Here is a 14,832-nt window from a genome sequence, read left to right on the forward strand (position 1 = left end):
GTGCATGAGCCGGGGGTGGCGACGGGCAGTCGGTCACCCCCGGTCGGCCCGCGCGCGGCGGATTCCGGCAGACTTCTTCATCTCGCCATCGGGCAGTACACCGTCAGTGCCTCCGGAAGCTTGTCGATCATCAACTCGGTTTTGCTGTAGGCAACTTCGCCGTCGTACGCGTAGGGCGTACCGGGTCGCAGGCCGGCGATCCGCACCCTTCTGCGCCGTTCCGCCGCATGCATGGGGGAGCGGGTCAGTGGACCCGCGACAGCTGCGGCGAGGAGCCGCAGGCCCGGTGTGCGGCCACCGTGCACCACTCGCACATCCAGCAGACCGTCCCCGAGGTTGTGCCGCCGTCCGGGCGCCGGACCGACCCGCTGGAACAGCCCGTTGCCCACGAACAGCAGCCACAGCGGCCGCCGCCGCCCCTCCAGTTCGGCCTCCAGCGGCCGCTCGCCCCGCAGCACCGTCCACGCCGCGACCAGGCCCGCCGGCCAGCCTCCGATACGCGGGGCCCAGCGCTCACGCGTCCGTACCAGTTCGGGATAGACACCGAGACTGAAGGCGTTGAGGAAGCAGCCGTGCGCGCCTCCCGGTCCCTCCGGTCCGGGCCGGAAACGACCGAGGTCGACCCGGACCGCATCGCCCGCGGTCAGTGCGGCGCATGTGTCGTCCACTGTCTCGATGCCCAGGTCGTACGCGAAATGATTCAGGGTTCCGCCGGGGAACACGGCGAGCGGCAGACCGTGCAGGGCGGCGACGGCCGCGGCCCGGTTGACCGTGCCGTCCCCGCCGCAGACCCCCAGCGCCCGGCCCCGGTCCGCCGCCTTCCCCAGCTCGGCCCGGAGTTCCCCGGGGGCGCACTCCACCACCTCGGCGCGCGGCAGCGCGTCCCGTACCAGCGAGGCCGTCGCGGTCGCCGTGCCCGACTCCTGGTTGACGACGACCACCAGGTCCTGGCCGGCCGGCAGGGCGGGCGCGTGGCCGGGCGGTCGGCCCGGTGCCGGGAGCTGTCCGCGGGTCGGCACGACACCCCGCAGGGCCAGCGCGGCCCCCACGCCGAGCACCGCACCCACCAGCACATCACTCGGATAGTGGACTCCGGTGTAGACGCGCGAGGCGGCGACGGACAGGGCGAGCGGGGCGACGACGGCGCCCCAGCCCTTCGATTCGAGAGCCACGCCCGTGGCGAAGGCCGCGGCCGACGCGGCGTGTCCGGAGGGGAAGGACGTGGTGAAAGGCTGGCGCCCGAGCCGCCGCATCACGGGCACGGTGTCCAGCAGCGGGCGCTGCCTGCGCACCGCGCCCTTGCCGATCGTGTTGATCGTGGCCGATGCCACCGCCAGCGAGGCGATCCCCCGCAGCGCGGCCCTCCGGGCCCGTGCGCTGCCGCCCAGCGCGGCCAGGCTCGCGGCGGCCCCGAACCACAGCAGCCCGTGATCGGCGCTGCGGCTCAGCCGTGGCAGCACGGGCCCGGCGCCCGGCCAGTCGCGGTGGGCCAGGGCCTGGAACACGGCGAGATCCCGGCGGTGCAGCCGAGCGCGCAGCGAGGTGGACGACGGGCCGGTGAACGGAGTACGACGTGGTGCGGGCATGGAACACCGCCTACCCCGCCGGGGCGCGCCGAACCAGCAGGCGCGTCCGCGGACGGGCCGCCGGGCCTGGAGGGCGGCCCCGGGCCGCCTGCGCCCACCGGCAGGATCCCCGCTCCGACTGTCGGGGCCTCGCCGGGCGCCGACGTGCCGGCCGGGCCGCTCGCGCCTGCATTCCCGACCGCTCGCGCCGCCCTCCCGACGGGCCCGGTGCCGTCCGTTGCTCGTGCCCATCGCCCGTAGGTGTCGGCATTGTGGCGGCATGTGGCGCGCGACTACTCTGTGTTCCCGATGCCGGCCGTGGCGCCGCGTCGCTGCGGGACCGCACAGGCGTCGTCGCGTTCTGCCCCTTCCGTACCGTGATCCGCCGGGCCGTGGAGCGCGAGGAGGCACCGGCGGGCTCCGTGCTCCACGGCGCCGACGCGCTCTCCGCCGGTCCGTCCACCACGAAGGGCAGAAATGACCACCGCAGGCCTGGATGTGGCCGTACAGGAGCAGGCCGAGCTCGGCGAGGGACCGACCTGGGATCCGGCCACCGGCCGGCTGATCTGGGTCGACATCGTCTCCGCCCGGGTGCACACCTACGACCCGGTGAGTGCCCGTCGTACGGTCATGGCCACCGAACAGCCCGTCGGAGCCGCCAAACCGCGCGCGGGCGGCGGACTCGTGGTCAATCTGCGGGACGGCATCGGACTGTACGACCCCGACGGCCGCTTCCGCTGGCTGGTTCACGATCCCGAACCGGGACGCCGTGGCAATGACGCGGCAGTGGCCCCGGACGGGGCGCTGTGGGCGGGCACCATGCGTGACGACGGTGCGGAGACCGGCGGCAGTCTCGTCCGCATCGCGCCCGACGGCGCGGTCACCCCGGTGCTGCCCGTCGTGGCCTGCAGCAACGGCATCGGGTGGAGCCCGGAAGGGCGGCTGATGTACTTCATCGACACGCCCACACGCCGTATCGACGTCTTCGACTTCGACGGCGGGCGCGCCGTGAACCGGCGTCCGTTCGCCGTCGTCGAGGACAGCGCGGGGTTCCCGGACGGCCTGACCGTCGACGTCGAGGGGGCCGTCTGGGTCGCGCTGTGGGACGGCGCCGCCGTCCGCCGCTACACGGCCGACGGAGTCCTGGACCGGACGGTCGCCCTGCCGGTGCGGCGCCCGACGGCCTGCGCCTTCGGCGGTGCGGACCTGCGCGATCTCTACATCACCTCGGCCCGCACCGGGCTCGCCGCACCGCATCCGCTCTCCGGGTCGCTGCTGGTGCTGCCGGACGCGGGGCGCGGGCTGCCCGGTACGGCCTTCGCGGGCTGAGCCGCGCTCGCCGGCCTCCCCGGCTCCCACCGGTGACGGTTCCGCTGGGCGGGCGCCGCCGATGGATCCCTCGTATAAAGGGCCCTGAGCGCGAGACGACGGGGCAGTGGCGAAGGAGGCCCGGATGGCGCGGGAGCGGACCGAGCGGACCGGACGGGTGGGGCGGAGGCAGAAGGGCGGCGGGGGAGCGCGCCGCGTACGGGAGGATCGCGGCCCCGTCCGGTACGGGCCGCCCGCACCCGATCCCGGCCTGCCCGTCGTGTCCGAGCTGGCCGAGGTGCTCGCCGCCGCGGCCGGCCGAGGCGCACCGGAACCGACGGGTGGCGGCGACGCCCTGCGCGAGGCCGCGACCGCCTACTGGGCGCGGCGCGGACTGCACGGCTCCCCGGAGCGCGTCGCAGCCGCCCCGGGCGCCTCGCCGCTGCTGCTCGCGCTGATCGCCGCGCACGGTGGCGACGTGCTCATGCCCCGCCCCTGCACGGCCACCTGGATTCCGCAGGCCAGGCTGCTGGGCAGGCCCGCCTACCATGTGCCGACCCCGGCCGAGTGCGGCGGCGTGCCCGATCCGTACGCGCTGCTGGAGACCGTACGCAGAGTGCGCGCCGAGGGAGGGAGGCCCCGGCTGCTGCTGATCTCCGTCGTCGACGACCCGACCGCCACCGTCGCCCCGCCGGAACTCGTGCGCGAGGCGTGCGAGGCCGCGGTCGCCGAGGGGCTGCACATCGTCAGTGACGAGACCTGGCGCGACACCCTGCACCGGCCGCACGACACGGTCCTGCTCAGCCCGGCCGAGATGTGCCCGGACGACGTCACGGTCGTCTGCGACCTCGCCGGTGCGCTGACCCCGTCCGCCTGGCCGGTCGCGGTCGCCCGGTTCCCGGACACCGAGCGGGCGGCGGTGCGCCATGCCCGCACCCTCGACATCCTCACCGCACTCGGTGCGCTCGTCGCCGGACCGGTCGCCATGGCCGCCGCCCACGCGCTGCGCGAACCGGATGCCGTCACGGAGCGGGTCCGCCGGGCCGCCGCGCTCCAGGCGCGGATCGCCGCGGCGGCCCACCGCGCGGTCCTCGCGTCGGGTGCGCTCGCCAGGCCCCCGCAGGCGGGGCGCCATCTCTACGCCGATCTCGGCCCGCTCAGATCCAGCCTGGCGGACCGGGGGGTCACGGACTCGCTGGAGCTGGAGGAGTACCTGACGGAACGTCTCGGCGCACCGACGCCGGGCGGACACCGGTTCGGCGACGAACTGGGTGCGCTGCGCGTACGGCTGGGCACCGGGACGCTGCTCGGGTCGACGCCGGAGCAGCAGACGGAGTCCCTCACCGCTGTGGAGCCCCTGGAATTGCCGCACGTGGCTCAAGCCCTGAGCATTTTCGCAGCGGCTCTCGACGAACTCCGATGACGGACGGGCGCCGGTACCGGGACGCCGAACCGAGACGGGAGTTTCTCGATGACGGAACAGACCGGGCGCTCCTCCGCAGGGGCCGCCCCCGCGCATCGGATCGCCCATGGCGAGGTCGTCGGACCGCGCCCGCTCGGCGAGGTCCGGGCCTGGCCCAAATCCTTCGCCGACCGGCTCACCGCGCCGCTCCCCGGTGTCATGAGCATGTCTCGCTTGGCCCGTGAACGCGCGCTGCGGCCCAACACGGAGGGACTGCGCGGCGTCCACCGGCTCCCGTACGCCCCCGAACCCCTGCCGGACACGGCGGCCGACACCACCTCCGTCACCTGGGCCGGGCACGCCAGCTGGATCGTCCGCACCGGCGGGCTGACCGTCCTCACCGATCCCGTCTGGTCCCGGCGCATCCTCGGAACCCCGCCCAGGATCACGCCGGTCGGCGTCCGCTGGGAGGACCTGCCACGCGTCGACGCCGTCGTGATCAGCCACAACCACTACGACCACCTCGACGCCCCCACCCTGCGCAGGCTGCCCAGGGACACCCCGCTGTTCGTCCCCGCCGGACTCGGCCGCTGGTGCCGCCGTCGCCGCTTCACCTGTGTCACCGAACTCGACTGGTGGGAATCCGCTCGCCTGCGCGGCGTCCGCTTCGACTTCGTGCCCGCCCACCACTGGTCCAAGCGGACCCTCACCGACACCTGCCACTCCCTCTGGGGCGGCTGGATCATCGACAGCGCCGACCACGGCGGGCAGCGCATCCACTTCGCCGGGGACAGCGGATACGGCCACTGGTTCGGCGAGATCGGCCGCCGGTACCCCGGGATCGATCTGACACTGCTGCCGATCGGGGCGTACGAACCCCGCTGGTGGCTCGGCGACGTGCACACCGATCCGGAGGAGGCCGTGCAGGCGTACGAGGACCTCGGCGCCCGCGCGATGGCGCCCATGCACTGGGCGACCTTCGTGCTCTCCGCGGAGCCCGTACTCGAACCGCTGGCCCGGCTGCGCACCGCCTGGCAGCGGGCCGGACACCCCCGGACACGGCTCTGGGACCTGCCGATCGGCGGCTCCCGCGTGCTGGAGCCGGTGCCCCGCACGATCAGTGGCTGAACCGGGCCCGCGTCCTGCGCCACACCGCGGGCGCCCCGCTGATCAGCAGCGTCAAGGCCACCGCCGCGACCACGCCCTGCCACGGCTCGGGGAAGAGCGAACCGCCGAGTATTCCGATGAGCTGGTACGTCGCCGCCCAGGCCAGGCACGCCGGCACATCCCCCCGGGCGAACCGGCGCAGCGGCATCCGGCCCAGCAGACAGGCCAGCATCACCGGAATCCGACCCGCCGGTACCAGCCTCGACAGCACGAGCACCATCGCGCCGTGCTCGTCCAGCTTCTGCTGCGCCTGCGCCAGCCGCTCCGGAGCGGCCCGGTCGCGGATCGTCCGCAGCCACTTCGAACCGTTCCTCGACCGCACCCCGCGCTGACCCAGCCAGTACAGACAGATGTCACCGAGGAACGCGGCGGCCGACGCCACCCCGAAGACGATCAGCAGCGAGAACGGCGACGACTGGTGCAGTGCCACCACCGCGGCCGAACTCACCAGCGCGCCCGTCGGCACCACGGGCACCAGTGCGCCCAGCGCCACCAGCAGGAACAGGGACGGATATCCGACGGCCTGCTGCGTCGACTCGGGGGGCAGCTGTCTCACGACCTCCTGGATCACCTGGCGGCCTCCGGCCGCACCTGTTCGCCGTGCAAAAGCCGGTGCACCGCCACCTCCGGTGCCAGCAGGGCCGCCTTGCGGACGAATTCGTCGCCCGGTGAGTGGAACTCGTGGGGTCTGACCGCGTCCATCCCGACCGGCCAGTACGTGCCGTAGTGCACCGGCACGGCCGACCGCGGTGCCAGCCGGGCCAGCGCCTGTGCGGCCCGCCCGGCGTCCAGATGGCTGTGCCCCAGATAAGGACCCCAGCCGCCCACCGGCAGCAGTGCCACGTCCACCGGGCCGACGGCCCCGGCCATGTCGTCGAACAGCCCGGTGTCACCGGCGAAGTACGTCCGCGCCTCGCCCTCGACCACATAGCCGAGCGCGGGGGAGCGATGCGGGCCCATGGGCAGGCGCCTGCCGTCGTGCAGTGCGGGAACCGCCCGTACCCGCACCTCGCCGGCCCGGACCACGTCGCCCGGTCCCACCTCGGTGATGCGCAGCCCGCGCACCGCACGGAGCATCCTCAGCCCCGGCACGGAGCGCACCGTGCCCGTCGGCACGATCAACCGGCTCCCGGGGGCGAGCCGGGCCAGCGACGGCAGATGCAGGTGGTCGGAGTGCAGATGGGAGACGAGCACGACATCGGCGACCGCGGCCTCGGGGCCGGGCAGCTCCCCGCGCCGGCGGCGAAGATGCGCGAAGCGCCGTACGAAGAGCGGATCGGTCAGCACCCGGACCCCGGAGTCCTCGATCGTGCAGGTGGCATGACCCCACCAGGTGACTTCCACCGGCACGCGGTGCCTCCTCGTTTCCGGGTTCGTTGTTCCGGCCCTGGCAACGAGCCTAGTGCCGCGACCGGATCGGGTGACCCTGCTCCGGCCGGTTGCCGTCCCGGCCGGTCGCGGTCAGTCGGTGAGGCCCAGCGCCCCCGCCGCCTGGACGGCCAGCCAGACCTCCGTCAGCGCACCCGTCGACGCCATGTCACGGTCGGTCAGCGCGCCGAAGCGGCGCAGCCGGTAGGCGAGGGTGTTGGGGTGGATGTGCAGCGCGGCCGCTGCCGTCTCCGTGCGGCGGTCCCGCTCCATCCACGTGCGGACGGAGACCAGCAGCTGGGAGTCGTGGGCCTCGTCGTAGCGCAGGACCTCGCCCAGCACATGCTCGACCAGCGCGGTCAGGACCGCCGGGTCCTCGGGCAGCCAGCGGCCCAGGGAGTCGTCGCCGTAGCGGACCACGGGGCGCCCCGACTCGGCCGCCTTGGAAACCGCCCAGAGCGCCTCGCGCTGGGCCACCCGCAGCGCGGCGCCCGGCAGGAACGGGCGGCTCATCCCGGCCGCCACGTCCGGCAGTCCACCGATCTCCCCCGCCAGCCGGGGCGCGCCCAGGACGTACCGGTCCGTCCCCCAGGTGAGCAGCAGATGCGGATGGTCCTGGAGACAGCGCAGCAGAGCCTCGTCCGTGGTCTGCCGCACCACGATCAACACGGTGTCGCCCTCGATCCCATGCCGGGCCAGCCGACGCCGGGCGGACTCCGGGTCCAGTACCTCCTGCAGGAGCTCGGCCAGGGTCTCCGCGCCTTCGCGGCGCAGCGTCTCGCGCTCGTTGCGCACCATCGCGACCCGCAGCGCCGCCACCGTGGCGATGTGCTGGACGACGGCGAGGCCGGCGGGCTGGGCCCCCTCCCGTTCGTACGCGACGAGGAACCCCGCCGGGCCGCCGGGCGCCGGAACGGGCAGCACGAACCCGCCGGGCACGGTCGGCGGGGCGTCCACGGAAGCGGGCAGGACGCCCGGCTCGGGCACCGGCACACCGGGCAGGAGGGGACGTCCCTGCGGCGTGCACAGGTACACGTCGTAACCGGACAGGCGCTCCAGGCGGCGCAGCAGCGTCGGTGTGTCCAGGTCCTCGGCGACCAGCCAGCGCAGCGAGCCGAAGACCTGGAGCTGCGCGCCGAGCCGGTGCCGGGCGTCCTCCTGGACCGAGGCGGCGACCTCCTGGGAGACCGCGATGAACGGGACGGCGAGCGGGACCTCCAGGACCGGGAAGCCACGCTCCTCGGCCGCCCGGAAGAACGCGTCGTGCAGCGGTGGCATGTGCAACTGCGCGGAGAGTGCCAGCGCGGAGACACCGGCGTCGTCGAGCCGCTCCAGATAGGCGCGCTGCCCGGTGGCGGTGCGCGGCACCGCGAGGCCCGTCGTCATGATCACCTCGGCGCCCAGCAGCCAGGGCGTCGGATCGGCGAGTTCGCTTGCGTGCGCCCAGGAAACGGAGCGCCCCAGCCCACTGCTGCCCGCCTTCACGGAGAGCTGGAGAGCGGGGAAGGAGAGCAGATCCTCCACGGTGAGTTTGTTGTCGGCCACAGACAACAGCGTACTGCTCTGTGATCTGCACAATTGTCGACCGTCGTCACGGGCCACAGACTGTGGGACCGTCCCCATGAACAAAAGGTGAAGCGCCCGTGACTGCCTCGATCACCGAAGTCGAGACCAATGGTGTCGAGCGGATACCCGACGCCGACCGCACGGCCCGTCCGGTCGACCTCTTCCGGCTCGCCTTCGGCGGCGCCAACACCTTCGCGACCTGTGTCCTGGGCGCCTTCCCGATCCTGTTCGGACTCTCCTTCTGGCAGGGACTCGCGGCGACACTGCTCGGCCTCGTCGCGGGTGCGCTGCTGCTCGCCCCGATGGCGCTGTTCGGCCCGACCAACGGCACCAACAACGCCGTCTCCTCCTCCGCCCACCTGGGTGTGCAGGGCCGGATCGTCGGCTCGTTCCTCTCGCTGCTCACCGCGGTGGCGTTCTTCTCGATCTCCGTGTGGTCCTCGGGCGACGCGCTGGTCGGCGGCGCCCACCGACTCGCCGGTCTGCCCGAGTCCGACGTGACCTACGGCATCGCGTACGCGATCTTCGCCGGGCTCGTCCTGGTGGTCTGCGTCTACGGCTTCCGCTTCATGCTGATGGTCAACAAGATCGCGGTGGTCGCCGCCTCGGCACTCTTCGTCCTCGGCGCCTTCGCCTTCGCGGGAGACTTCGACGCCGGCTACGCGGGCACCTTCACCTCGACCGCCGACCCGCTGTTCTGGCCCTCGTTCATCGGCGCCGCGCTGATCGTGCTGTCCAATCCGGTCTCCTTCGGCGCGTTCCTCGGCGACTGGTCCCGCTACATCCCGGCCACCACGCCACGCCGCCGGGTGATGGGCGCCGCGTTCCTCGCCCAGATCGCCACGCTGCTTCCCTTCGTGTTCGGCCTGGCCACCGCCTCGATCATCGCGGCCAAGGCCGGCACGTACCTCGATCCCGCCGCCCCCAACTACGTCGGCGGACTGCTCGCCATCTCGCCCGGCTGGTACTTCCTGCCGCTCTGCCTGATCGCCCTGATCGGCGGCCTGTCGACCGGCACGACCGCGCTGTACGGCACCGGCCTCGACGTCTCCAGCGTCTTCACCCGATTCAGCCGGGTGCAGTCGACGTTCTTCATCGGTGCCCTGTCGATCGCCTTCATCTTCTTCGGCCGCTTCGCGCTCAACCTCGCGCAGTCCATCTCCACCTTCGCCACCCTGATCATCACCTGCACCGCCCCGTGGATGATCGTGATGGCACTCGGTTACGTCACCCGGCGCGGCTGGTACGACGCGGACGCGCTCCAGGTCTTCAACCGCCGTCAGACCGGTGGCCGCTACTGGTTCAACCACGGCTGGAACTGGCGGGGGATGTCCACCTGGTTCCTCTCCGCCGGTGTGGCGCTGCTGTTCACCAACCTGCCCGGCCAGTTCGTCGGCCCGCTCGGCAACCTGGCGAACGGCACCGACATCTCCCTGCCGGTCGGCCTGGGCCTCGCGGCGGTGGTCTACCTCGGCCTGCTCACCCTCTTCCCCGAACCGCGCGGAGTGTACGGCCCGGACGGCCCCCGCCTCGTCAGGGCGTCGGACACGGCCGTCCCGCCCATCACGGGCGCCCCGGACGACGAGACCCTCGCCGCCGCACCGGCCGCCGCGAGCTGATCGGCCCGGTCCTCCGCCACTCCACCGCCCCGTCACCAGGAGCTGTACATGAGCACCACCCCCGTCCAGGAAGTCCGGGCCGCGGCCGACGCACTGATCGCCGCCTTCGCCGACGGCCGCCTCGACGACTACTTCGGGTCCTTCGCCCCGGACGCCACTTTCGTCTTCCACTCCACCCCGCAGCGGCTCGGCTCCACCGCCGAATACAGGGCGCTGTGGCAGCGGTGGGTGACCGAGGACGACTTCCGCGTCGTGCGCTGCGTCTCGACCGGACAGCTCGTCCAGCACTACGGTTCCACGGCCGTCTTCAGCCACGACGTGGAGACCACGATCGCCACCAGGGCCGGCGAGGAGACCGTCCACGAGCGGGAGACCATCGTGTTCGCCCGCGCCGCCGACGGCAGCTGGCCCGCCGTGCACGAGCACCTGTCCGCCCGCACGGCCGGGTGACGGTGCCTCCCACCCGTACCACCGCCTGACCACACGTCCCGTCCCCGGGCCGTGCCCGGCACATCCCCGCCGTTCGCCCGTCGCGCGCCGGGCGGGATCTGCCGGACACGGCCCGGCGCCGCCCGACCATGAGCCCGACCATGAGCCCGACCACGAGAGAGACCGGTTCCATGAGCACCACGTTCCGCAATTACATCGACGGCGTCTTCGCGGACGCCTCGGACGGCCGCACCCTCGACGTCGTGGACCCCAGCACCGGCGAGGTCTACGCGACCTCCCCGCTCTCCGGCGAGGCCGACGTCGACGCGGCGATGGCCGCCGCCGCTGCCGCGTTCCCCGTCTGGCGGGACACCACGCCGTCCGTACGGCAGCTGGCCCTGCTGAGGATCGCCGACGCCATGGAGGCACGGGCCGACGAGCTGGTGGCCGCCGAGAGCCGTGACACCGGGAAGCCGCTCCACCTCACCCGGACCGAGGAGCTGGCTCCCGCCATCGACCAGGTCCGCTTCTTCGCCGGCGCGGCGCGGATGCTCGAAGGCCGCTCGGCCGGCGAGTACATGGACGGGACGACGTCGATCATCCGCCGCGAGCCGGTCGGCGTCTGCGCGCAGGTCGCGCCGTGGAACTACCCGCTGCTGATGGCCGTCTGGAAGTTCGCCCCTGCGCTCGCCGCGGGCAACGCCGTCGTGCTCAAGCCCTCCGACACGACCCCCGCCTCCACCGTGCTGATCGCCGAGATCATCGGCGGCGTACTGGAGGAGCTTGAGCTGCCCCGCGGCATCTTCAACGTGATCTGCGGCGACCGCGAGACGGGCCGTGCGATGGTCGAGCACCCGACCCCGGCGATGGCCTCCATCACCGGTTCGGTGCGGGCAGGCATCCAGGTCGCGCAGAGCGCGGCCAAGGACGTCAAGCGGGTCCACCTGGAGCTCGGCGGCAAGGCCCCGGCCGTGATCTTCGAGGACGCCGACCTGGAGAAGGCCGTCGAGGACCTGACCGTCGGCGGCTTCTTCAACGCGGGCCAGGACTGCACGGCCGCGACCCGGGTCCTGGTCCACGAGTCCGTCCACGACGCGTTCGTCGCCGCCCTTGCCAAGGCCGCGGCCGACACGAAGACCGGACAGCCGGACGACGAGGACGTGCTGTACGGCCCCCTCAACAACGCCGGCCAGCTCGCCCAGGTCAGTGGCTTCATCGACCGCCTCCCGGAGCACGCCAGGGTCGAGGCGGGCGGCCACCGGGTCGGCGAGAAGGGCTACTTCTACGCCCCGACCGTCGTCTCCGGCCTCCGGCAGGACGACGAGATCATCCAGAACGAGGTCTTCGGCCCCGTCATGACGGTCCAGTCCTTCGCCGACGAGGCCCAGGCCGTCGCGTACGCCAACGGCGTCGACTACGCGCTGGCGTCCTCCGTATGGACCAAGGACCACGCGCGGGCGATGCGGATGTCCAAGAACCTCGACTTCGGCTGCGTGTGGATCAACACCCACATGGCACTCGTGGCCGAGATGCCGCACGGCGGCTACAAGAAGTCCGGCTACGGCAAGGACCTCTCCGCGTACGGCTTCGAGGACTACACCCGCATCAAGCACGTCATGACGTCGCTCTGACCCCTGCCTCCCACATGCGCCCCCGCCCGGTTCCGCCCGGCGCGGGGGCGCACTGCTGCTCCGCGTCCGTGTTCCGCGCTCCCTCGGTCCCCGCACGCGCCTTTTTGCACGGGAGCCGGGGGAGTAGGGTCGCCCGTACGCCTAGCACGGGGGGAAGGCCATGGGGGACGGGCAGGACGTACGGGTGGCGGCCATCGCCAGTCTCACACCGCTCGAAGAACTGGACCGCGATCCGTTCCTCGTGGACACCCGCGGCCAGCACGACATGTGCGCCCGCTGGGCGGCCGACAAGGGATACGTCGTCACCCGGCAGCTGCGCTTCTACGGGCTGCGCCCCGACCACCACGCCCTGTGGACGGACGTCGAGAGCGGCGACGTCGAACTGTTCGTCGCCGCCAACGACCGGGTGCTGGCGCGGGCCCTCACCTCGGTGCCCGAGTTCGCCGCGGAGTGCGAGCGGCGCGGCGTGCGCCTGGAGCTCGCGGGACTCGACGAGCCGCCCTACAGCGCCCGCACGAAGGCCAGTGTGCACCGTCGGCTCTCCATGCCGACCGCCGGATACGACGGCTGCTGACCGCCCCCGACCGCCTTTTGTCGAGGCCCGCGGCCCCGCTGTGAAAGGCTGGGGCGCCAGGGCCCGGATCGGAGGGGTCCGGACGTGAGGTGGGAACGGCGTGGGTGACGGGCGATGGCGAACAGCCGGCAACGCCCTGATGCGAGTGGTTGTGGTGTGGGCGGTATCGACGCTCACGATGCTGGCACTCGCCGGGATTCTGCCGGACTTCCAGCTCCAGTCCGACGACGGCGACAGCATCACCAAGACCGCGTTCACCGCGGCCTGGGGCGCCGGCGCGTTCGGACTGCTCTCCGCACTGGTCTGGCCCGTCCTGGTACGGGCGCTGCTCATCGTGCCCGCACTCGTCCTCGGGATGCTCGTCTTCTTCCTGAACGGCTCGCTGCTGCTGCTCGCCCTGCGGCTCATCCCGGACGGGCGCGGCGCCGCCAACCCGGAGACCGCGGTCGTCGTCGCGGCGGTGATGTCCGCCGTCGCCTCCGCGACCTCCACGGCGCTCGCCGTCCGCGACGACAACGCCTACCGACGCCGCCTCTCCCGGCTCGCGGACCGTCGCCGACGGCGCAGCGGTGCGGACAGCGGGCGCAGCGGACCGCCGGGCACCGTCTTCATCCAGCTCGACGGCGTCGGCCACGACGTGCTCGCCGACGCCGCCGAATCCGGCCTGATGCCGACCGTCGCACGGTGGCTCGCGCACGAGGACGGCCACCGGCTCATTCCCTGGCGCACCGACTGGTCCAGCCAGACCGGATCCAGCCAGCTCGGCATCCTGCACGGCAGCAACCACGACATCCCCGCCTTCCGCTGGTACGAGAAGGAGACCGGCGACGTCATGGTCTCCAGCCGCCCCGCGAGCGCCCTCGAACTCCAGCGCCGGGCCATCGCACGCACCCATGACGGCGGACTGCTCACGGTCGACGGAGCCAGCCGCGGCAACCTCTTCAGCGGCGGCGCCCACCAGCTGGCGCTCGTTCTGTCCATGGCCGCCCGGCTCGGCAAGGGCCGTCGCTCCAGGGCGGGATACTTCGCCTACTTCTCCGACCCGGCCAATGCCGTGCGTACCGCGGTGTCCTTCGTCGCCGAGGTCTGCCGCGAGATCGGCCAGTCCACCCGGGCGCGGATCCGGAAGGACACGCCCCGGATCAAGCGCGGTGGGCTCTACCCCTTCATCCGTGCCTTCGCGACCGTCGTCGAACGCGATGTGGTGGTCGCCGCGGTCATCGGGGACATGTTCGCCGGACGCACCGCCGTCTACGCCGACCTGGTCGCGTACGACGAGGTGGCGCACCACTCCGGACCGCACAGCCGGGACGCGGAGAAGGTGCTCGCGCGCCTGGACCGGTCGCTCGCCCTGATCGTCAAGGTCGCCGAACACACCCCGCGCAGGTACCGGATCGTGCTGCTCTCCGACCACGGTCAGAGCCCCGGAGAGACCTTCGCGGGGGCGTACGGGCTGACGCTCAAGGACCTGGTGCGGGCGGGCTGCGGGCTGCCCGTGCCCCGTCGGGCACAGCGCACCCGCAGCGGCTCGGAGGCGCGTGACGCGGTACGGATCGCCCTGCACCGCCGACCGGTCGAGGAGGGCGAGGCGGAGCACCGCGCGAAACCGTCCGACCCGGTCGTCCTCGCCTCCGGCAACCTCGGCCTGATCTCCTTCCCCGACATAGCGGGGCGGGCCTCGCGCGAACAGCTCGACCGGAGCCGGCCCGCACTGCTCGGCACCCTCGCCAACCACCCGGGCATCGGCTTTCTGCTGGTGCGCAGCGAGCGCCACGGATCGGTGGTGCTGGGGCGCGGCGGAGTCGAGATCCCGCTGTCGGAACTGAAGGACGGAGAGGGGCCGCTGGCGTCCTTCGGGCCCGGCGCGGCGGCCGCGGTGCGCCGCACCGACACCTTCCCGCACGTCGCGGACATCATGGTGAATTCGATGTACGACGAACCCACGGGCCGTGTGCACGCCTTCGAGGAACAGATCGGCTCACACGGCGGTCTGGGCGGCGAGCAGTCCCGGCCGTTCCTGCTCTGGCCGGCGGACCTGTCGGCACCGGTGACGGAAGGCACGGAGCTGGTCGGGGCCGAGCAGGTGCACGAGGTGCTTCGGCGCTGGCTCCGGGAGTGCTCGGGACCACAGATACCGCTGACGGCGCCGGGCACGACGAGTGGCGCCGACGAGGCGGACGGAACGGTTCCGGCGGTCGGCTGA

General features: G+C 72.8%; 12 protein-coding genes. 8 read left to right on the forward strand and 4 right to left on the reverse strand.

Annotated elements, in window-relative coordinates; all coding sequences use genetic code 11:
* Positions 1–77: 77 nt before the first annotated feature.
* Positions 78–1,586 carry a bifunctional phosphatase PAP2/diacylglycerol kinase family protein gene (locus ACF1B9_RS30710; RefSeq protein ID WP_391745993.1) on the reverse strand — a complete coding sequence of 503 codons (1,509 nt, stop codon included), beginning with the start codon at positions 1,584–1,586 and terminating at the stop codon, positions 78–80.
* Between the two features lie 456 nt (positions 1,587–2,042).
* On the opposite strand from ACF1B9_RS30710, the gene ACF1B9_RS30715 reads away from it, so the two are divergent.
* The 3 genes from ACF1B9_RS30715 (at position 2,043) to ACF1B9_RS30725 (ending at position 5,403) form a co-directional block, all read left to right on the forward strand.
* Positions 2,043–2,894 carry an SMP-30/gluconolactonase/LRE family protein gene (locus ACF1B9_RS30715; RefSeq protein ID WP_391745992.1) on the forward strand — a complete coding sequence of 284 codons (852 nt, stop codon included), beginning with the start codon at positions 2,043–2,045 and terminating at the stop codon, positions 2,892–2,894.
* A 124-nt stretch (positions 2,895–3,018) separates the two neighbouring features.
* On the forward strand, positions 3,019–4,296 hold the full coding sequence (locus ACF1B9_RS30720) for an aminotransferase class I/II-fold pyridoxal phosphate-dependent enzyme (protein ID WP_391745990.1): 1,278 nt from the start codon (positions 3,019–3,021) through the stop codon (positions 4,294–4,296).
* Between the two features lie 48 nt (positions 4,297–4,344).
* On the forward strand, positions 4,345–5,403 hold the full coding sequence (locus tag ACF1B9_RS30725) for an MBL fold metallo-hydrolase (RefSeq protein ID WP_391745989.1): 1,059 nt from the start codon (positions 4,345–4,347) through the stop codon (positions 5,401–5,403).
* On the opposite strand, the gene ACF1B9_RS30730 is transcribed toward ACF1B9_RS30725, so the two are convergent.
* The 3 genes from ACF1B9_RS30730 to ACF1B9_RS30740 form a co-directional block, all read right to left on the reverse strand.
* Entirely contained in the window at positions 5,393–6,013 is a 621-nt protein-coding gene (locus tag ACF1B9_RS30730) for a DedA family protein (RefSeq protein WP_391745988.1), read from the reverse strand. The two genes, ACF1B9_RS30725 and ACF1B9_RS30730, sit on opposite strands and share 11 nt — an antisense overlap.
* Complete coding sequence (locus ACF1B9_RS30735) at positions 6,010–6,792, reverse strand: MBL fold metallo-hydrolase (protein ID WP_391745987.1); 783 nt, start codon at positions 6,790–6,792, stop codon at positions 6,010–6,012. Before ACF1B9_RS30735 ends, ACF1B9_RS30730 begins: the two co-directional genes overlap by 4 nt.
* Positions 6,793–6,903: 111 nt before the next feature.
* Complete coding sequence (locus tag ACF1B9_RS30740) at positions 6,904–8,355, reverse strand: PucR family transcriptional regulator (RefSeq protein ID WP_391745985.1); 1,452 nt, start codon at positions 8,353–8,355, stop codon at positions 6,904–6,906.
* Between the two features lie 98 nt (positions 8,356–8,453).
* Between ACF1B9_RS30740 and ACF1B9_RS30745 the strand changes: the two genes are divergently transcribed.
* The 5 genes from ACF1B9_RS30745 to ACF1B9_RS30765 all read left to right on the forward strand — a co-directional run bounded on the left by ACF1B9_RS30745 (position 8,454) and on the right by ACF1B9_RS30765 (position 14,832).
* Positions 8,454–9,995, forward strand: a complete 1,542-nt coding sequence (locus ACF1B9_RS30745; protein WP_391745983.1) for a purine-cytosine permease family protein — start codon at positions 8,454–8,456, stop codon at positions 9,993–9,995.
* A gap of 48 nt (positions 9,996–10,043) precedes the next feature.
* Positions 10,044–10,445, forward strand: a complete 402-nt coding sequence (locus ACF1B9_RS30750) for a YybH family protein (RefSeq protein WP_391745981.1) — start codon at positions 10,044–10,046, stop codon at positions 10,443–10,445.
* 170 nt (positions 10,446–10,615) lie between these two features.
* Positions 10,616–12,055 (forward strand): gamma-aminobutyraldehyde dehydrogenase, encoded by a 1,440-nt coding sequence (locus ACF1B9_RS30755; protein ID WP_391745979.1) that lies wholly within the window; start codon positions 10,616–10,618, stop codon positions 12,053–12,055.
* A gap of 160 nt (positions 12,056–12,215) precedes the next feature.
* Complete coding sequence (locus ACF1B9_RS30760) at positions 12,216–12,629, forward strand: hypothetical protein (RefSeq protein WP_376219784.1); 414 nt, start codon at positions 12,216–12,218, stop codon at positions 12,627–12,629.
* A 100-nt stretch (positions 12,630–12,729) separates the two neighbouring features.
* Positions 12,730–14,832, forward strand: a complete 2,103-nt coding sequence (locus ACF1B9_RS30765; RefSeq protein WP_391745977.1) for a phage holin family protein — start codon at positions 12,730–12,732, stop codon at positions 14,830–14,832.

The organism is Streptomyces sp. NPDC014727 (genome assembly GCF_043083485.1).
Lineage (GTDB): Bacteria > Actinomycetota > Actinomycetes > Streptomycetales > Streptomycetaceae > Streptomyces.